The sequence below is a fragment of the Microbacterium sp. NPDC090014 genome (assembly GCF_044748285.1).
Taxonomy (GTDB): domain Bacteria; phylum Actinomycetota; class Actinomycetes; order Actinomycetales; family Microbacteriaceae; genus Microbacterium.
On the sequence record NZ_JBIVFS010000001.1, the window covers coordinates 2,717,979 to 2,736,310 of the forward strand.

An 18,332-nucleotide genomic window follows, 5' to 3' on the forward strand; every position below is an offset into this window, starting at 1 on the left:
GGTTGGTCTGTTCACAGGTTAACCCCGGTCGGGGCGGGGTCCCGTGATTGCGGAGCCGATCCGCAGGTGTGTCGCGCCGGCCTCGATGGCCTCGACGAAATCGCCCGTCATCCCTGCGGACATCCAGGTCGCCGACGGCTCGACGGCGCGCACGCTCTCTGCGATCGAGTGCAGGCGCGCGAACGCGGAAGCGGGTTCCTCATCGAGCGGCGCGACCGCCATCACACCGCGAAGCCGCAGCGAGGGCAGCGTCATGATGTGCTCGGCGAGAGAGGCCGCCTCGGCGGGCGCGACGCCGCCGCGTCCGTGATCATCGGTGAGATTGACCTGCACGAGCACGTCGAGAAGGTCATCCCCGTCAGCCGCCCGATGCAGTGCGTCGGCCAGCCGGTCGCGGTCTACCGAGTGCACGGCATCCGCGCTGCGGCGGATCGCACCGGCCTTTTTGGTCTGAGCCTGCCCGATGAAGTGCCACCGGAGGTCGAGGTCCGTCAGCTCGGCGATCTTCGACGAGAGCTCCTGCTGGCGGTTCTCCCCCACGTCGCGCACACCCAGCGCGTGCAGCTCGCGAACGAGCGACGACGGGTGGAACTTGGTCACGACGATGCGGGAGATCTCCGCCGGGTCCCTGCCGGCCAGGCGCGCGGCGTCGGCGATCCGATGATCGATCGCCGACAGCCGCGCTGCCAGACCGGACCCGGCCTGGCCCTGCGCCTGCGTCACTTCAGGAATTCGGGGATGTCGATGTCGTCGTCCGCGAAAGCAGGCTCGATGCTCGTCGCCGGGACGCGCTGCTGCGGCTTCTCGGGCGCGGGCGCCTCGGCAGCGGACTTGCTCTCCTCGTCGTTCGAGAGCGCCACCTCGGGCAGCGTGCTGGCCGCGGCGGGCCGCGAGACGACCATGGGGTCGAGGCGCAGCGAAGGCTCACCGCTGTCGAAGCCGGCCGCGATCACGGTGACACGCACCTCGTCGCCGAGCGTGTCGTCGATGACCGTACCGAAGATGATGTTGGCCTCGGGGTGCGCGGCTTCCTTCACGAGGTCCGCAGCGTCGTGGATCTCGAAGATGCCGAGGTTCGAACCACCCTGGATCGAGAGCAGGACTCCGTGAGCACCCTCGATGCTGGCCTCGAGGAGCGGCGACTCGACCGCGAGTTCGGCGGCCTTGATGGCACGGTCGGCACCGCGTGCCGATCCGATTCCCATCAGTGCCGAACCGGCGCCCTGCATGACCGACTTGACGTCGGCGAAGTCGAGGTTGATGAGACCGGGAGTCGTGATGAGGTCGGTGATGCCCTGGACACCGGCGAGGAGCACCTGGTCTGCGGTCGCGAAGGCCTCGATCATCGAGATGCCGCGATCGCTGATCTCGAGCAGACGGTCGTTCGGCACCACGATGAGGGTGTCGACTTCTTCCTTCAGCTTCACCACACCGGCTTCAGCCTGGCTCTGACGACGACGGCCTTCGAACGAGAAGGGCTTCGTCACGACGCCGATGGTCAGTGCGCCGATCGACTTCGCGATGCGCGCGACGACGGGGGCTCCACCCGTTCCCGTTCCACCGCCCTCGCCGGCGGTCACGAAGACCATGTCGGCACCGGTGAGCGCCTGCTCGATCTCCTCGGCGTGATCCTCGGCGGCGCGACGGCCGACCTCGGGGTCAGCGCCGGCGCCGAGTCCGCGAGTGAGCTCGCGACCGACATCGAGCTTGACGTCGGCATCGCTCATGAGCAGCGCCTGCGCGTCGGTGTTCACTGCGATGAACTCGACTCCGCGGAGCCCGAGATCGATCATGCGGTTGACGGCGTTGACGCCGCCACCGCCGACGCCGACGACCTTGATCACGGCGAGGTAGTTCTGGTTCTGGCTCATGGCCGGCCTCCGAATAGTCGAGCCTGTCTGGGGTGAGATTCCGCGGGCCGAACCTTAAACCTCAACTAGAGGTGTAAAGTATTTCCCGGTATTGGTTTCTCTTGTTCGAAGGTAAGCGTCACGTCCCCGCGCACACGCAGCGACACGGGCGTGTCGCCCGTTTGCCGTCGAAACCTCAGCCCACGACCACCGCATGCGGCGATGTGACATCGATCGTCGACGCCTCAGGATTGCTGAGCAGCGTCTTCGTGAGCACTTCGCTCTTCATCGGGGAGTCATCCGAGCTGCCCCAGACGACCGTCAGCCCGCTGCTGAGCGTCAACGTCACGTCATCAGCTGTCGTGGCCCGCACTCCGGTGAGCAGCGCGCGCAGATCAGCGGGCACGGAGCGCACCACGAGACCCGCACTCTCGAAGGCGACCGAGTCGGTGCCGCCGTCGATGTCGAGCACCGGCTGTCCCGCCGGCTGATCGGAGGTCGTCGCCAGCGCGACGCCCGCGGCGTCGACGAGCGTATAGCCCGCATCCGAGCGGATCACGCCGACCGGCGTGCGCTCGACGATCCGCACCGTGAGATCGTGCGGCGGCTTCGCCTCGAGCGCATAGGTCTCGATCAGCGGGAATCCCAGCAGCGCGGCCTTGACCTCGCTCGAGTCGACCAGCGCCAAGGGGGTGCCCACCTGCTCGCCGAGGGCGGCCTCCACCGCCGCGGCATCCAGCGTCGTCGCGCCCACGACCGTGATCTTCTCCACGGCGAACAGCGGGCTGTACGCCGCGGCGGTGGTGCCACCGATCAGCAGGACGACAGCACCGACCGCGCTCAGCCAGATGATGCGACGCCGTCGGGAGCGCTGCGTGAACCGTCGGATCTCGGCCCGCAGCGCCTTGCGTCTCGCTCGCGCCGCCCGCCAGACGTCCCGCGTCGATGTCGGCCGCACCCCGGCATCCCCGTCGATGTCCGCACGGACGTCGGAGTCGAGGCCGACCGCCGCGGCCTGCGGACCTGCGCGTTCGTCCTGCTCGACGTCCCGCGCGCGCCCTCGCGTCGCCGGACCCTCCCGTCGCCTGGGCGTGTCCTCCGCGGTGCCCGCGGGAGGCGTGGGAAGCGGAGGCGGACGACGCATGCGTCAGACCTCGGTGGTCCGCAGAGACTCGAGCACCTGCGGGATGATCTGGTAGACGTTGCCGCAGCCGAGCGTGACGACGAAATCGCCGTCGCGAGCGACGGACGCCGTGTAATCGGCTGCCTGCTGCCAGTCGGCGACGAAGTGGACGTGCGACGGGTCGTGGAACGCCCCGCTCACGAGCTCTCCCGTGACGCCGGGGACCGGATCCTCGCGAGCACCGTAGACGTCGAGCACGACCGTGTGGTCTGCATACGTCTCCAGCACGTCCGCGAACTCGCGGAACATGTGCTGCGTTCGCGAGTAGGTGTGGGGCTGCTGGATCGCGATGATCCTGCCCGTGCCGGCGATCGATCGCATCGCCTCGAGAGCCGCCCGCACCTCGGTCGGGTGGTGGGAGTAGTCGTCGTAGACGGTGACGCCGCGCTCGACGCCGTGCTGCTCGAGGCGGCGGACCGTGCCGGCGAAGCCCTCGACGGCCTTGGCGGACTCGGTCAGGCCGAAGCCCACCGAGAGGAGGACCGCGATGGCGCCTGCCGCGTTGATGGCGTTGTGCACGCCGGGCACGGAGAGCTGGAGGCGCACGCTCTCGGCTCCGGAGCTGACGGTGGCCGAGACGGGCCCGGCCGCCACGATGTCGGTCACCCTGACATCGGCGTCCTCCGCCTGCCCGAACGTCACGACGTTCGGGTGCGAGAGCCCCGCTCCCACTCGCAGGGCGCCGGCGTCGTCGCTGGAGATCACGACCGCCTCCGTGGCCGCGTCGGCGAACCGCACGAACGCGTCGTGGAACGCGTCGTCGGACCCGTAGTGGTCGAGGTGATCGGGGTCGACATTGGTGATCAGCGCGACAGCCGTGTCGTAGAGCAGGAACGTGCCGTCGGACTCATCCGCCTCGATCACGAAGAGCTCACCCGATCCGGTGGCGCTCGAGACGCCGAGCTGCTCGATCACGCCGCCATTGACGAAGTTCGGGTCGGCTCCGAGCTGCTGCAGCGCGGTCACGATCATGCCCGTCGACGTCGTCTTGCCGTGCGCGCCGGCCACGGAGACCAGTCGACGCGATCCGATCAGCCAGTGCAGGGCCTGCGAGCGGTGGATCACGTGCAGCCCGCGCTGCTTCGCCGTGACGAACTCGGGGTTCTCCGGCCAGATCGCTCCGGTGTGGACGACCGTGTCGGCATCGCCGAGATGCGCCGCGTCGTGCCCGACGTGCACATCCGCTCCGGCGGCCGCGAGTGCGCGCAGGTTGTCGCTGTCGGCTCGATCGCTTCCCGAGACGCGGATCCCCGCGTCGAGGAACATCTTGGCGAGGCCGCTCATGCCGGATCCGCCGATGCCGATGAAGTGCGCGGAGGAGATCGACTCGGGGATCGGGAGGGAGAGGTCAGGTCTGATCATGTCGGTTTCAGTCTACTTTTCGGTGAGGACGATTCGGCGTCGAGGAGCCGTGTCGACGGTGAGATCAGGAGGACCGGAGGGCGCGATCCACGAGTGCGACGACGTTCTCCGTGCCGGTGCGGGTGCCCACCTGCTCGGCGGCGGATTGCATGGCCGTGAGCTGCTGCGGATCGTTCATGACGGGGATCACGAGGCGGCGCACCGCGTCGCCGTCGAAGGTGGCGTCGTCGAGAAGACGAGCGGCCCCGGCTGCCACGGCGGACGCCGCGTTCAGTCGCTGCTCCCCGTTGCCGACGGAGTACGGCACGTACAGCGCGGGGATCCCCAGGGCGCTGATCTCGCTCACGGTGGCTGCGCCGGAACGGGACACGATGAGGTCGGCGAGCGCGAAGGCGAGGTCCATCCGGTCGACGTATCGGCGCATGGTGTATCCCGGCACCTCGGGGTCGGCCAGATCACTGCGTTCGCCCGTGACGTGCAGCAGCTGCCAGTCAGCGGCCAGGATGTCGCCCCAGGAGTCTGCGATGGCCTCGTTCAGCCTCTGGGCCCCCAGCGACCCGCCGAAGACGAGAAGGACCGGGCGCGCCGGGTCGAGCCCGAAGTGCGCGGCGGCCTCATCGCGAGAGGCCGCGCGGTCGAGCTCGATGACCTCTCGACGCAGCGGCATGCCGACCACCTCGCCGCCGCGCAGGGGGGTTCCGGCGAATGCGACTCCCGTGGCCGCGGCGCGTCGAGCACCCAGCACGTTCGCGAGGCCCGGCTTCGCGTTGGCCTCGTGCACGACGAACGGCACGCGCTCACGGCCTGCTGCCACGTAGGCCGGGGCGGAGGCATAGCCGCCGAAGCCCACGACGACGTCGACGCGGTGAGCGCGGATGTGATCGCGCACCTGGGCGACGGCGCGGCGGAACCTGGCGGGGAACAACGCGGCCTGCTTGTCGGGTCGCCGCGGGAACGGCACCTTGTCGACGATGAGGAGTTCATACCCTCGAGCCGGCACGAGTCGGGACTCGAGTCCCTCGGCCGTTCCGAGCACCAGGATCGAGGCATCGGCGTCCCTGGCGCGCAGCGCATCGGCGACGGCGAGCAGGGGGTTGACGTGACCGGCGGTTCCACCGCCGGCGAGAAGGTACGTGGTCACCGTGTGACCTTACCCCGCCCTGCTGAAGGAGTCCGTGCCACCGAACGACCCTCGGCGACGGGGATGGTGCGCGCGAACGACAGCAGCACTCCGCACGCGATGAGGACGGCGAGGAGAGCCGTTCCTCCCTGCGACATGAACGGCAGCGGCACTCCCATGACGGGGAACAGTCCGATCACGACGCCGATGTTGAACACGGCCTGACCGGTGATCCAGACGGTGATCCCGCCGGCCGCGACCCGGATGAACGGATCGGCGGTCTTGCGGATGATGTGGAAGGCACCGATGGTGAACAGCGTGAAGAGGGCCAGCACGACGATGCAGCCGATCAGGCCGAGCTCTTCGCCGACGATGGCGAAGATGAAGTCGTTGCCGGCGGCGGGCAGCCAGCCGTACTTCTCCTGCGAGTTGCCCAGCCCCACGCCGAAGATTCCTCCCGACGCCATTCCCCAGATCCCGTGGATCGACTGGTAGCAGTCGCCGGTGTACGCCGACATGTCGGAGCACGTCGCCGTGATGCGACGCATGCGGTCAGGGCTCGTGACGGCCAACGCGATGACGGCGACGACGCCGAGCAGCACCGGCAGGATGAACAGCCGGAGCTTCACCCCCGAGAAGAAGAGGCAGCCGAGCAGGATGATGACCAGCACCATCGCGGTGCCGAGGTCCTTGCCGGCGATCACCGTCCCGATCGCCAGGGCTCCCACGGGCACCACGGGGATGAAGACCTGATGCCAGGTGCCGAGCATGGTCTGCTTGCGCATCAGGACGTAGCCGATCCACAGCGCGAGGGCGAGCTTGAGGAACTCCGACGGCTGCAGGGTGAACCCGGCGATCATGATCCAGTTGCGGTTTCCGCCGTCCTCGATGCCGAGCGGGGTGAAGACCAGCAGCTGGAGCGCGATGGATCCGAACAGTGCCGGCCACGCCATGCGCTTGAGGAACGGGATCGGGAGTCGGGAGATCAGGAACATCAGCGGCACGCCGAGCACGGCGAAGATGCCCTGCCGAAGCGCGCCGTCCATCGGATTCTCGCCCTTCGAGACCGCGGTCGCGCTCGTCGCCGAGAGCACCATCACGAGGCCGAAGATCGTCAGCATCAGCGCCGCTGATGCGATCATCAGGAACTCGGTCGACACGGGGGTGAAACGACGCCCGAGCGACACTCTCGCCGCGAGACCGCGGGAGCCGGTGCTGCCGGGATCAGAGCGCGGGGGGCGTTCGACCTGCGTCATCGGTGCTCCCCCGGTCTATCCAGTCCCGCACCGCTTCGGCGAAGCGGTGTCCTCGATCCGCGTAACTGGAGAACTGATCGAAGGACGCGGCGGCGGGGGCCAGCAGGACTGTTCCCTCGCCATCGACGATTCCCGCGGCGATCTCCACGACGCGATTCATGACCTGACCAGTCTCGCCAGCATCCACCTCGAACACCGGAACCCCCGGCGCGTGTCGCTCGAATGCGGCGACGACGGCTGAGCGCTGGACTCCGATGACGACCGCCGCCCGGGCGGTGGTCCCGGCCGTGGCGACCAGCTCGCCGATGTCGACGCCCTTCAGGTCGCCGCCGACCACCCAGACCGCACCAGGGTATGCGCGGAGCGATGACGCGGCAGCGTGCGGGTTGGTGGCCTTGGAGTCGTCGACCCAGGTGATGCCGCGATGGCGGGCGATGACCTGGATCCGATGCTCGTCGAGACGGAACGACTGCAGAGCCGAGTGGATGGCTCGCGGCTCGACGCCGAGAGAACGAGCGAGCGCACTCGCCGCCAGGATGTTCTGCACGATGTGCGGGGCGGCCAGGCCGGCTTCTCTGAGGTCGGCGACGGTCGTGAGCTCGAGTGCGCTGCTGGCCCGGTCGTCCAAGAACGCACGATCGACGAGCAGCCCCTCCACCACGCCGACATCGCTGGGGCCGGGGATGCCGAGATCGAATCCGATCGCGCGGGCACCCTCGACCACCTCGGCGTCCTCGACCATGAGCCTGGTCGCCTCGTCGGCCTTGTTGTAGACGCAGGCGACTCTCGTGTTGCGGTACACCAGGGCCTTCGCATCGCGGTACGCCTGCGCACTGCCGTGCCACACCAGGTGGTCGTCCGCGAGGTTCAGGCACACCGAGGCGTGCGGATACAGCTCGCCTTCGGTCTCGGAGAGTCCGAGGTACCAGAGCTGGTGGCTGGAGAGCTCGACGACGAGCACGTCGAAACCGGCGGGGTCGCGGACCGCGTCGAGAACGGGCACGCCGATGTTGCCGCACGGCGCCGCACGCAGACCTCCCTCGACGAGGAGCGACGCGGTCAGCTGCGTCGTCGTCGTCTTGCCGTTGGTGCCCGTGATGAGCACCCAGTCAGCCGGGGAGCCGTCGGCGCGGGTCACCTTGTCGCGCAGACGCCAGGCGAGTTCGACATCGCCCCAGAGCGCGATGCCGGCATCTTGCGCCCAGCGGATCACGGTGTGCGAGGGAGGGAATCCCGGCGAGGCGATGATGACCTCCGGCGCGAACTCGGTCAGAGCTTCAGGGACCCTGTCCAGCGTTCCCAGTTCCAGACGAGCACCGATCACGGGCAGGAGCTTGGCATACTCCTCCTCCGCCGACTCGGTCAACACCAGGACGTCCGCACCGAGTTCGGTGAGCGTGTCGGCCACCGAGAAGCCGGTCATGGACAGCCCGAGAACGGCGACGCGCAGGCCCGACCAGTCGGCGTTCCAGCTCGTCAGAGTCGCGAGCCTCTCGTCAGTCGACACGGGTCAGCCACTCCACGTAGAAGAGTCCGACTGCTGAGATCGCGAGCAGGCCCGCGATGATCCACATGCGGACCACGATCGTGACCTCGGACCATCCGCGCATCTCGAGATGATGGTGGAACGGACTCATCAGGAAGAGTCGCTTTCCGCGCGTGATCTTGAAGTAGGCGCGCTGCAGGATCACCGATCCGGAGGCCAGGACGAAGACGCCGGCGATCACGAACAGCAGCAGCTCGGTGCGGGTGAGGATCGCCATCGCGGTGATGACGCCTCCGATCGCCATCGAGCCGACATCGCCCATGAAGACCTTCGCCTTGGGAGCGTTCCACCACAGGAAGCCGATCAGGCTCGAGGCGAAGGAGGCCGCGATGATCGCCAGGCTGAACGGGTCGCGGACCTCGTAGCATCCGCCGAGCGCGGCGGTCTCGACCCCCTCGCCCACGCACGACTGCTTGAACTGCCAGAACGCGATCAGGCTGTACGCCCCCACGACGATGACCCCGGCGCCGGCTGCGAGACCGTCGAGCCCGTCGGTGAGGTTGACGCTGTTCGAGGTCGCGACGCCGATGATCGAGATCCACAGCAGATAGAGCGCCCAGCCGAGGATCGCGGTGAACGCGAACAGGTTCAACCACGGGATGTCGCGGAAGAGCGAGATCGAGCCGGATGCCGGAGTCTGGTCGAAGGCGTTCGGGAAGTTCAGCGCGACGATGCCGAACGGGATCATCACGACGAGCTGCCCGATGATCTTGCGCCACCCCGAGAGCCCGAGGCTGCGCTGACTGCGCACCTTCATGTAGTCGTCGATGAAGCCCACTGCCCCGAAGCCGACCATGAGCCAGATCACGAGAAGCGCGGACAGCGCGGGAGTTCCGCCTCCGACGTACGTGGCCGTGAAGTAGCCGACCATCGTGCCGACGATGAAGATGACGCCGCCCATGGTCGGCGTGCCGCGTTTGGCTTCGTGGTTCGGGTTCTCGATGGCCTCCGGGGTGCGGATGACCTGGCCCCAGCCCCACTTCCGGAAGAGCCGGAGGAAGACGGGAGTAAGAAAAAGAGTGAAGGCGAGCGATATGGCCGCCGCCATGATGAGAGATCTCACGAGAACAATTCTCCCAGACGATCGCCGAGGTGCCGGAGCCCTACGGAATTGGAGGACTTCACGAGCACCCGGTCGCCGTCGCGGAGTTCGGAGCGCAGGTACTCGAACGCGGCATCCTGGTCAGCGAAGAACACGGCCTCGCTGTCCCAGGACCCTTCGCCGATCGCGGAGATGAAGAGGCGGCGGGCCTCGGGGCCGACCACGACGATGCGCTGGATGTTCAGACGCACGGCGAGCAGACCGATCCGGTCGTGCTCCTCGCCCGCGGTCTCGCCGAGCTCGCTCATGGCGCCGAGCACGGCGACCGTCCGCTCGCCGGGACCGGTGATCTGCGCGAGAGTCCGCAGGGCTGCGGCCATCGAGTCCGGGCTGGCGTTGTAGGCGTCGTTGATGATGCGCACGCGGTCGCTGCCCATGGGCTGCATACGCCAGCGCTCCGCGATCTCGACCGTCTCGAGACGGTCGATCGCGTCGGCCGTCGACACCCCGAGAACGCCCGCGGCGGCGATGGCCGCCAGGGCGTTGCCGACGTGGTGGGCGCCGAGCACCTGCAGGCGGAGCGGAAGACGCTCCCCCGCCGCTTCGATGACACACGAGGTGCCGGATGCCGTGACCTCGAGGTCGTGCGCCTGGACATCGGCCGCGTCGCTCTGACCGAAGCCGACGACCCGCATCCCGCGGGACGTCGCGAGCGCGCCCATCGCCGCGACGCGTGAGTCGTCGACGTTGAGCACCGCCGTACCCGTGGGCCTCGCGGCGGCGACGAGCTCGGACTTGGCCTTGGCCGTCGCCTCGATGCCGCCGAAGCCGCCCGCGTGCGCCATGCCGACCATCAGCACCACAGCGACGTCCGGCTCGACGAGTCCGGCGAGGCGGGCGATGCTGCCGGGCCCGTCGGCTCCGAACTCGCTGACGAGGAACCGCGTGCCGTACGTGATGCGCAGCATGGTGACGGGCGCGCCCACCTCGTTGTTGTACGAGTTGATGGGGGCGATCGTCTCGCCTTCGTCGGAGAGGATGCGGGCGAGGAAGTTCTTCGTCGTCGTCTTGCCGTTCGACCCCGTGATCCCGACGATCTTGAGGTCTCCGGCTGCGCGAACGCGGGCGACGACCTCGCGGGCGAGATCGGCGAGGGCGACGATGACGTCAGGGACGACGATCTGGGTGATCTCCTCGTCGACCGGGTGCTCGACGATCGCGAGCGCTGCCCCCGCAGCCAGCGCAGCGCCGACGAACCGGTGTCCGTCCGTCTCCGCGCCCGGCTTCGCGACGAACACGGAGCCGGGGGCCATGGTGCGCGAGTCCGTGTCCACGACACCGTCGATGACGGTGTCGGCGGTGGCAGAACCGGCGAGGCGGAGATCACCCTCGAGGACGGCGGCGATCTCAGCAAGCGACAGGGCGATCATGACGTCTCCAGGCGCGGCGGGGCGCCGTCTATTCGAACTTCGGAAGCAGTGCGTCCATCGGGCTGGAGGACGGCATCACGCGGTAGGTCTTCATGGTCTGGGTCATCGCCTTCTGGAAGGCAGAAGCGGTAGCAGCAGACGATGTAACTCTAGTCGGCTCGTCGAGAGTCACCACCACGACGTACTGCGGATCGTCGACCGGCGCGAAGCCCACCATGCTCGTGTAGTAGACGCCCGACTTGTAGCCGCCCTTGCCGTCCGGGATCTGCGCGGTACCCGTCTTGCTGGTCACCCGGTAGCCGGGAACCTGGATGCGGTCGGCATTGCCGCCCTGGACGGCCACGTTCTCGAGCATCCGCGTGAGGTCGGCCGCGGTCTGGGGCTTGATGATCTGCTCGGACTCGGGAGCACCCGGCGTGACCACCGTGCCGTCAGCGGCCGTGCAGGACTCGATCAGCGAGAGACCGATCTTCTCGCCGCCGTTGGCGATCGCCTGGTAGGCACCGGCGAGCTGGGGCGCCGTGACCGTGAAGTACTGACCGAACGTGGTGGTGTAGAGCGACTGGTTGTCCCACTCGCTCGTGGGGTGGATCTCCCCCGAGGTCTCACTGGGGAAGCCGATCGTCGTCTCGCCGACGCCGAAGCGTTCGAGGTAGTCGTGACGGACGTCCGGGCTCACCATCGTGCCGAACTTCGACAGCGCGACGTTCGATGAATCGATGAGCGCGCCGGCGAGGGTGTACTGGAAGGTCGGGTGCACGAACGCGTCGTTGATCACGGCGCCGTTGTCGAACTTCTCGTGCGAGGAGGCCGACACCGTGGGACTCGTCATCGTCACACCGCCGTTCTCCATCACCGCAGCGGCCGTCACGGCCTTGAACGTCGATCCCGGCTCGAACGGGTAGGTGAAGAGCTTGCTCACCCACGTCTCGGGCGCTGAGGCGTCGAGATCGTTCGGGTCCATGGTGGGCCATTCGGCCGCGGCGCGGATCTTTCCGGTGCCCACCTCGACGACGGTGACGGTGCCGCCCTTGGCGCCCTGGGCCTGCGCCTCTTCGGCGATCATCTGCTGCATGTACCACTGCAGGTCGCTGTTGATCGTGAGCTGCACGGTGCCGCCGTCGACCGCGTCCACCCTGCTCTCACTGCCGGGGATGACGACGGAGTTCTTGCCGGTGCGGTACGACTCCTCGCCGTCTGTGGGGGCGAGGCACTTCTCGTCCATCTTCTCGATGCCGGCCTGCGCAGTGCCGGTCCCGTCGAGGTATCCGAGCAGGTTTCCCGCCACGGCGCCGTTCGGGTAGACCCTGACCTCGCGCGGCTTCATCACGAGATACGAGCCGACCTTGAGGTCGCGCAGCTCGATGTACTTCTCGGTGCTGAGGCCCTTGACCAGCGGCAGGTACTGCGAATCGGGGTTCTCGGCGAGGGCAGCGGCGACATCGGCACGCAGCTCGTCCGCATCCAGCCCCATGATCTCGGCGATGCGCGTCGACGCCTCAGCCCAGGGCAGTGGCGGCGGGTTCTTCTCGTCCTCCTCCAGGAGGCGGATGACCTGGGGGCTGAGCTGCGCGTCGTAGACCATGACGCTCTCGGCCAGCACGGATCCGTCGCTGTCGACCACCGAGCCGCGTTCACCGGGAATCGCGGTGCGGTGCGCGATGAACTCGAGCGACTGTGCGACGTGCTCGTCGGCCTTCACCACCTGGATGTCGACGAGCCGCACGACGAAGGCGGCCAGGATCGCCAGGATCACCGCGAGAGCGACGACCGTGCGTCGCCGGGGTGTCCGGGTGGCTCGTGTCGTCATGGACTCTCTCCGTCAGGTCTCGATGGTGGGTGTGGTCGTCTAGCGAGTGCTGGGGCTCGGGAGTCCGTCGGTGATCGCCGGCGGAAGCTCCTGCGCAGACTGCCCGGCCGCTCCGTCGGGCGCGGGGTCGTCTGCCGTGGAGGCGTTCACCGGCACGTCGTTCAGCAGGGAGTTGCTCACCGCGCCGGCGCCGTTCGGATCGATGGTCGACGAGCCGGTCGCGCCGGTTCCCTGGCCGAAGACGGCTCCATCGCTCAGGCGGAGGTAGGACGGGGCCCCTGCCACGACCATGCCCAGGGATGCGGCACTGGCGGCGAGCGACTGGGGCGAGCTCATCCCGGTGAGATCCTCCTGCAGCGCGTTCGTCCGCAGATCCAGTTCGTGCTGCTGCGACGCGAGGCCTGCCAGCACGAAGGAGTCCTGGGTGATCGCCAGCGAGAGGCCGATCTGCACGCCTCCGATGGCCATGGCTCCTGCGAGCGCCACCAGCGCGTAGGCGAGCTTCGGCTTGCGGCGGACGGGGGTTCCCGTCACCGGCTCGAGACGCCGACGCGGTGCGCGTTCGGGTGCCTCGGGGAGCGCCCTCGGCCTCGGCGCTGCGACGTTCAGACTCATGAGCTCTCACGCACTTTCTCTGCGGCACGCAGTCGGACGGGGATGGCGCGGGGGTTGCGAGCCCGTTCGGCGTCGTCGGCGAGCTCCGCACCCTTGGTGATGATGCGGAACCGCGGCGCGTGCTCCGGCAGCTCGACGGGGAGTCTCCGCGGTGCGGTGGAGGCTGCACCGGCGGCGAAGGCCTGCTTCACGAGTCGGTCCTCGAGAGACTGGTATGACATCACCACGATGCGTCCGCCGACCGCGAGCGCATCCATGGCTGCGGGAATCGCATCCGCGAGTACGTTGAGCTCGGTGTTCACTTCGATCCGCAGCGCCTGGAAGACGCGCTTGGCCGGGTGCCCGGCCCGCTGAGCAGCTGCGGGCGTCGCCGCCTGGAGGATCTCGACGAGTTCGCCGGAGCGCGTGATCGGCTTCTTCTCGCGTGCGGCGATGATGAAGCGCGCATAGCGTCCCGCGAGCTTCTCCTCGCCATAGCGCTCGAAGATGCGACGCAGGTTGCCTTCGGTGTAGGTCGCGATCACCTCGGCGGCCGTCACGCCCTTCGTCTGATCCATCCGCATGTCCAGCGGCGCATCCTTCGAGTAGGCGAAGCCGCGTTCGGCTTCATCGAGCTGCAGCGACGAGACGCCCAGGTCGAAGAGGATGCCCGAGGCGCCCTGAGCGTGCAGTCCGATCTCGTCATAGACCGTGTGCACCAGCGTCACCCGGTCACGGAAACGAGCGAGACGCTCCCCCGCGATGCGCAGAGCGTCGGTGTCCCGATCGAGGCCGACGAGGCGGATGTTCGGGAACCGCTCGAGCAGCGCTTCGGAGTGACCGCCCATGCCGAGGGTGGCATCGACGAGCACCGCTCCGTCCGCCTGCAGCGCAGGGGCGAGAAGCTCGACGCAGCGTTCGAGGAGTACGGGGGTGTGGATGTCGCGGAGGTTCATGATCTTTCTCGGGTGATCTCTGTATCTCGGTGACCAGGGCCCTGATCCCCCTCCGCTTCACGACCCGGCACCGGGGAAGTGTGTCGGGGCAGGAGCGGCGGGGCATCACAGCCGTGGTCAGAAGAGGCCCGGAATCACCTCCTGCTCGAGATCTGCGTAGGTCTCCTCGCCTGCTGCGAGGTAGGTGTTCCAGCTCTCCGCATCCCAGATCTCGGCGTGGGCGCCGACTCCGGTGACGATGAGCTCCTTCTGCAGCCCCGCGTATTGACGGAGGTGCACGGGGATGGTGATGCGGTTCTGACTGTCGGGCATCTCCGCACTCGCACCGGAGAGGAACAGGCGCATGAAGTCACGCGCCTGCTTGTTCGCGAGCGGCGCCTGGCGGATCCGCTCGTGCATCGTCTCGAACTCGGCCGTGCTGAAGACGTAGAGGCAGCGTTCCTGCCCTCGGGTGACGACGATGCCGCCACCGAGGTCTTCGCGGAACTTCGCAGGAAGGATGACCCGTCCTTTGTCGTCCAACTTCGGAGAATGCGTTCCCAGCAACATCAGCCATCACCCCCTCTCCGTCCGGCCAACTCGAGGTGCGCCCCACTTTACTCCACTTTCCTCCACAAACCTACGGTCAATCCCTGTCCAGACCGCTCCTGTGAGTGCGCGTACAACAAAGAGCCGCGGATTTCCGCGGCTCAAGGGCGGTGGAGGATGGTGGAGCGCGAGTGGAGGACGGAGCCCGGCATCACGACGCAGCCCCGGGCCGGCATACGGGTCCGAACGCACGAAGGCCCGGATGCTCAGAGCATCCGGGCCTTCGTGAAGGTGTGTGGGTCAGTTGCCGTCTTGGCGGCGGTCCCATCGATCGTTCATGCGATCCATGAAGGACGCTGAGCTCTGCTGCTTCGCCGCGCGTTCGCGGGGTGCAGCGGAGAGGGGCTTGCGGACGGGGGTCACAGCGATCATGACGCCGCCGAGCATGGCGGCGAATCCGATCACTCCGACCACGACTCCCCAGACGTCCCCGAGGACGACTCCGACGATCAGCCCGCCCACACCGGCGAGGAGCAGAAGGGCTCCGTACACGAGGTTGCGGTAGCTGAGAGCGCGGTCACCAGACGGCGCAGTGACGACATCGGCGTCGTTGTGGAGGAGATGGCGTTCCATCTCGTCGAGCAGACGCTGCTCCTGTTCGGAGAGTGGCATTTCGTCCCCCTCGGGTATTCGTCCGTCCATTCTACGCGCGGTATGCCGCTGCGGGCTAGCTTCAAGGGCCTCCGTTGGCTTTACGTATGCTGGGAGTCGTGCCGTCCCCCTCATTTGTCTCCGACGCCGTCGCCGCACGCCTGCGCCTCTTCCTCGACCGGATGCGAGGCGAGTCGGCCGAATACGGCCCGGATGCCGAAGGCCTGATCGACTCGGCAGCCGACACCCTCGTGGGTGGCAAGCGCCTGCGGGCCCGTTTCTGCCACGCGGGATGGCAGTCGGTCGCACGTTTCCGCGACCGCGACGCCGAGGAATCGACGGGCCTCTGGGACGTCTGCGCGGCTCTGGAGATCTTCCAGTCGGCCGCACTGGTGCACGACGACCTGATCGACAACTCCGACACGAGGCGGGGACGTCCGGCGGCCCACCGCGCGCTCGAAGGCGCGCACGTCGCAGCCGGATGGCGAGGCGACCCCGCCGCCTTCGGCCGCTCGTCGGCGATCCTGCTCGGTGACCTGCTGGTGGCCTGGAGCGACGACCTCCTCGAGGATGCGATCGAGCCGCTCCCCCATGCCTCGGCGGTCCGCCGCGAATACGGACGGATGCGCCGGGACGTCACCGTGGGCCAATTCCTCGACATCGCGGAGGAGTCCGCCTGGAGCGTCCACGCCACGGACTCGCACGTCGAGCGTGCGCTTCGCGTCGTCTCCCTCAAATCCGCGAGGTACAGCATCGAGCAGCCCCTCGTGCTCGGTGCAGCGATCGCGGATGCCGACGAGGACCAGCTTCTGGCGCTTCGCGAGTTCGGCCATCCGGTCGGGATGGCCTTCCAGCTGCGCGACGACCTGCTCGGCGTCTACGGCGACGCCGCCGTGACCGGCAAACCTGCCGGTGACGACCTGCGCGAGGGCAAGCGCACCGTGCTGGTCGCTCTGACGAGGCAGACTCTCGACGCGTCCGCTCGCACTCTGTTCGATGAGATGCTCGGCGATCCCGACCTCACCAGCGAGCAGGTCGCATTCCTTCAGGCGACGATCACGGCCTCCGGCGCCCTGGAGCGCGTGGAGCGGATGATCGACGACTATGCGCGGGAAGCAGATCGCGCTCTCTCCGGAGCGCGGCTCGACAACACCGCTGTCGGAGACCTGCGCGATCTCGCACGCGCTGCGACGGTGCGCTCGGCCTGAGCGCGAACCGCTTCAGAGAGCTCGGTTCAGGCGAGGGTGCGGGCGACCCTGCGGACAGCACTCTTGTGTCCGGCCAGAAGCGCGTCGATCGGCGAGCGACCCAGTTCCTCCTCGGGAGCGAGGAGCCAGTCGATGACCTCGTCGTCGGAGAAGCCCGCATCCTGCAGCACGATGATCGTGCCTCGCAGCGAGGGCAGCGGGTGGTTGTCGACGATGAACACCGACGGAACCGCGAACACGCCGGAGCGGCGCGAGCCGACGAGGTAGTGCTCGTCGATGAGCCTGCGCACACGTCCCAGGGCCTCGTCGAGGACCTCCACGAGGTCGGGCATCGTGAGCCACTCGGTGGCGGTGACGCCGGCGGCGCTCACAGCGTTCGCGGACGCAGCCTCGGGCTGCGAGGTTTCAGACGGGTTGCTTTCAGACGGCACAGACACGTTGCAACTATCTCACCTCTGAGCGCCGATCGCACTTTCCGCATCGGGCTTCGGTTCACATCGGCACCATCCGCACCATCCGTCACTCCTGTTGACATCCGTTTACATCCGTGTCAGCGTGGGCGGACGCCGAACAAGGGGGATCCCCGTGAGAACGCCTGCCGTCGCGCGACGAACGCGCACTCTTCAGCTCGGGGTGCCCGCCGCCCTCTTGGGCACGCTGTCTGCGGGGATCGCTGCCACCCCCGCATCCGCCGACGCGGTCTCGTCTCCGATCGAACGACTGCAGGCGACGCCGACGCGGATCGCGCCGACCGAGGCGCCTCCTGCCGTGTACACGGTGCGGCCAGGCGACACGATCTCGTCGATCGCGAACCGGTTCGGTCTGCGCACCGTCGATGTCCTGGCTTGGAACGGACTCAGTTGGCGTTCGGTGATCTACCCGGGGCAGACGCTGTCGTTGGCAGGAGCGAGCGCCCCCTCGCCGACCCCGGCCCCGGTTCAGGCGGCTCCGACGGAGACGCACACCGTCGTCGCCGGCGAGACCGTGTTCGGCATCGCGCAGAAGCACGGGACGAGCGTCGACGCTGTTCTCGCCGCGAACGGCCTCGACCGGTCGTCCGTGATCTACCCCGGCCAGCAGCTCGCGCTCAGCGGCGAGTCAGCTCCGTCGGCCGCACCACCGGCATCCCCCGCGCAGACAGCCGCCCCCGTTCCGACCGCGACCGGTGGCCAGGCGCACGCTGTCGCCGCAGGAGACACCCTGTTCGCCATCGCGAAGAAGTACGGCACGACCGTCGCGCAGCTCCTCGCGCTGAACGGCCTGGGTTCCGGAGCCATCATCTACCCCGGCCAGTCGCTGACCGTCGCGGCGGCGCCAGCGCCGGCTCCGATGCCCGCCCCGGCGGCGGCCACGCCCCCTCCCCAGCTGTTCGCGAACCTCGACGCCGAACAGGCCGCGAACGCCTCGCTCATCATCCGCGTCGGACGCGAGCTCGGCGCGCCCGACCGCGCCATCGCGATCGCTCTCGCCACCGCCATGGTCGAATCCAGCATGCGCAATCTGTCATGGGGTGACCGCGACTCCCTCGGCCTCTTCCAGCAGCGCCCCAGCATGGGCTGGGGTTCGCCCGAGCAGGCGGTCGACGCCGACCGGAGCACCCGTGTCTTCTTTGGCGGCTCGTCGGACCCGAACGGGCAGGCCTCCCGGGGGCTCTTCGACATCTCAGGCTGGGAGAGCATGTCGTTCACGGATGCCGCGCAGGCTGTCCAGATCTCCGCGTACCCCGATCGTTACGGCCAGTGGGAGACCCAGGCCCACCAGTGGCTCGGTGTCCACGGGTGACGCGCTTCCGGGCA

17 protein-coding genes are annotated in these 18,332 nt (G+C 68.2%); 2 read left to right on the forward strand and 15 right to left on the reverse strand.

The window, feature by feature from the left end:
• Nucleotides 1–18: 18 nt before the first annotated feature.
• From ACIPV5_RS13045 to ACIPV5_RS13110, 14 genes are all read right to left on the reverse strand, one after another.
• Complete coding sequence (locus ACIPV5_RS13045) at nt 19–723, reverse strand: YggS family pyridoxal phosphate-dependent enzyme (protein WP_400341166.1); 705 nt, start codon at nt 721–723, stop codon at nt 19–21.
• A complete protein-coding gene (ftsZ, locus tag ACIPV5_RS13050) occupies nt 720–1,871 on the reverse strand; it encodes a cell division protein FtsZ (protein ID WP_400341168.1) in 1,152 nt (383 codons plus the stop codon). Before ftsZ ends, ACIPV5_RS13045 begins: the two co-directional genes overlap by 4 nt.
• A 175-nt stretch (nt 1,872–2,046) precedes the next feature.
• Nucleotides 2,047–2,994 carry an FtsQ-type POTRA domain-containing protein gene (locus tag ACIPV5_RS13055; RefSeq protein ID WP_400341170.1) on the reverse strand — a complete coding sequence of 316 codons (948 nt, stop codon included), beginning with the start codon at nt 2,992–2,994 and terminating at the stop codon, nt 2,047–2,049.
• A 3-nt stretch (nt 2,995–2,997) separates the two neighbouring features.
• Nucleotides 2,998–4,395: a UDP-N-acetylmuramate--L-alanine ligase gene (murC, locus tag ACIPV5_RS13060; RefSeq protein WP_400341172.1), complete on the reverse strand. Its 1,398-nt coding sequence runs from the start codon at nt 4,393–4,395 to the stop codon at nt 2,998–3,000.
• Between the two features lie 64 nt (nt 4,396–4,459).
• A complete protein-coding gene (locus ACIPV5_RS13065; RefSeq protein ID WP_053096761.1) occupies nt 4,460–5,536 on the reverse strand; it encodes a glycosyltransferase in 1,077 nt (358 codons plus the stop codon).
• Nucleotides 5,533–6,771: a putative lipid II flippase FtsW gene (gene ftsW, locus ACIPV5_RS13070; RefSeq protein ID WP_400341174.1), complete on the reverse strand. Its 1,239-nt coding sequence runs from the start codon at nt 6,769–6,771 to the stop codon at nt 5,533–5,535. The genes ACIPV5_RS13065 and ftsW overlap by 4 nt, the downstream gene beginning before the upstream one ends.
• On the reverse strand, nt 6,740–8,278 hold the full coding sequence (murD, locus tag ACIPV5_RS13075; protein WP_372983375.1) for a UDP-N-acetylmuramoyl-L-alanine--D-glutamate ligase: 1,539 nt from the start codon (nt 8,276–8,278) through the stop codon (nt 6,740–6,742). Before murD ends, ftsW begins: the two co-directional genes overlap by 32 nt.
• Nucleotides 8,268–9,380, reverse strand: a complete 1,113-nt coding sequence (mraY, locus tag ACIPV5_RS13080; RefSeq protein WP_053096767.1) for a phospho-N-acetylmuramoyl-pentapeptide-transferase — start codon at nt 9,378–9,380, stop codon at nt 8,268–8,270. The genes murD and mraY overlap by 11 nt, the downstream gene beginning before the upstream one ends.
• A complete protein-coding gene (murF, locus tag ACIPV5_RS13085) occupies nt 9,377–10,789 on the reverse strand; it encodes a UDP-N-acetylmuramoyl-tripeptide--D-alanyl-D-alanine ligase (RefSeq protein WP_400341176.1) in 1,413 nt (470 codons plus the stop codon). The genes mraY and murF overlap by 4 nt, the downstream gene beginning before the upstream one ends.
• A gap of 28 nt (nt 10,790–10,817) precedes the next feature.
• Entirely contained in the window at nt 10,818–12,599 is a 1,782-nt protein-coding gene (locus ACIPV5_RS13090; protein ID WP_056278962.1) for a penicillin-binding protein 2, read from the reverse strand.
• A 39-nt stretch (nt 12,600–12,638) separates the two neighbouring features.
• Complete coding sequence (locus tag ACIPV5_RS13095; protein ID WP_400341178.1) at nt 12,639–13,214, reverse strand: hypothetical protein; 576 nt, start codon at nt 13,212–13,214, stop codon at nt 12,639–12,641.
• Complete coding sequence (rsmH, locus tag ACIPV5_RS13100; RefSeq protein ID WP_400341179.1) at nt 13,211–14,149, reverse strand: 16S rRNA (cytosine(1402)-N(4))-methyltransferase RsmH; 939 nt, start codon at nt 14,147–14,149, stop codon at nt 13,211–13,213. Before rsmH ends, ACIPV5_RS13095 begins: the two co-directional genes overlap by 4 nt.
• A 117-nt stretch (nt 14,150–14,266) precedes the next feature.
• Nucleotides 14,267–14,698, reverse strand: coding sequence for a division/cell wall cluster transcriptional repressor MraZ (gene mraZ, locus ACIPV5_RS13105; RefSeq protein ID WP_053096776.1), 432 nt, complete (start codon nt 14,696–14,698; stop codon nt 14,267–14,269).
• 279 nt (nt 14,699–14,977) lie between these two features.
• On the reverse strand, nt 14,978–15,349 hold the full coding sequence (locus ACIPV5_RS13110; RefSeq protein WP_053096778.1) for a DUF3040 domain-containing protein: 372 nt from the start codon (nt 15,347–15,349) through the stop codon (nt 14,978–14,980).
• Between the two features lie 86 nt (nt 15,350–15,435).
• Here ACIPV5_RS13110 and ACIPV5_RS13115 point away from each other — a divergent pair, with 86 nt between their 5' ends.
• Nucleotides 15,436–16,536: a polyprenyl synthetase family protein gene (locus ACIPV5_RS13115; protein ID WP_400341180.1), complete on the forward strand. Its 1,101-nt coding sequence runs from the start codon at nt 15,436–15,438 to the stop codon at nt 16,534–16,536.
• Between the two features lie 26 nt (nt 16,537–16,562).
• Here ACIPV5_RS13115 and ACIPV5_RS13120 read toward each other — a convergent pair whose 3' ends face one another.
• On the reverse strand, nt 16,563–16,907 hold the full coding sequence (locus ACIPV5_RS13120) for an Rv2175c family DNA-binding protein (RefSeq protein ID WP_332257703.1): 345 nt from the start codon (nt 16,905–16,907) through the stop codon (nt 16,563–16,565).
• A gap of 214 nt (nt 16,908–17,121) precedes the next feature.
• Between ACIPV5_RS13120 and ACIPV5_RS13125 the strand changes: the two genes are divergently transcribed.
• On the forward strand, nt 17,122–18,318 hold the full coding sequence (locus ACIPV5_RS13125; RefSeq protein WP_400341182.1) for a LysM peptidoglycan-binding domain-containing protein: 1,197 nt from the start codon (nt 17,122–17,124) through the stop codon (nt 18,316–18,318).
• Nucleotides 18,319–18,332 lie beyond the last annotated feature (14 nt).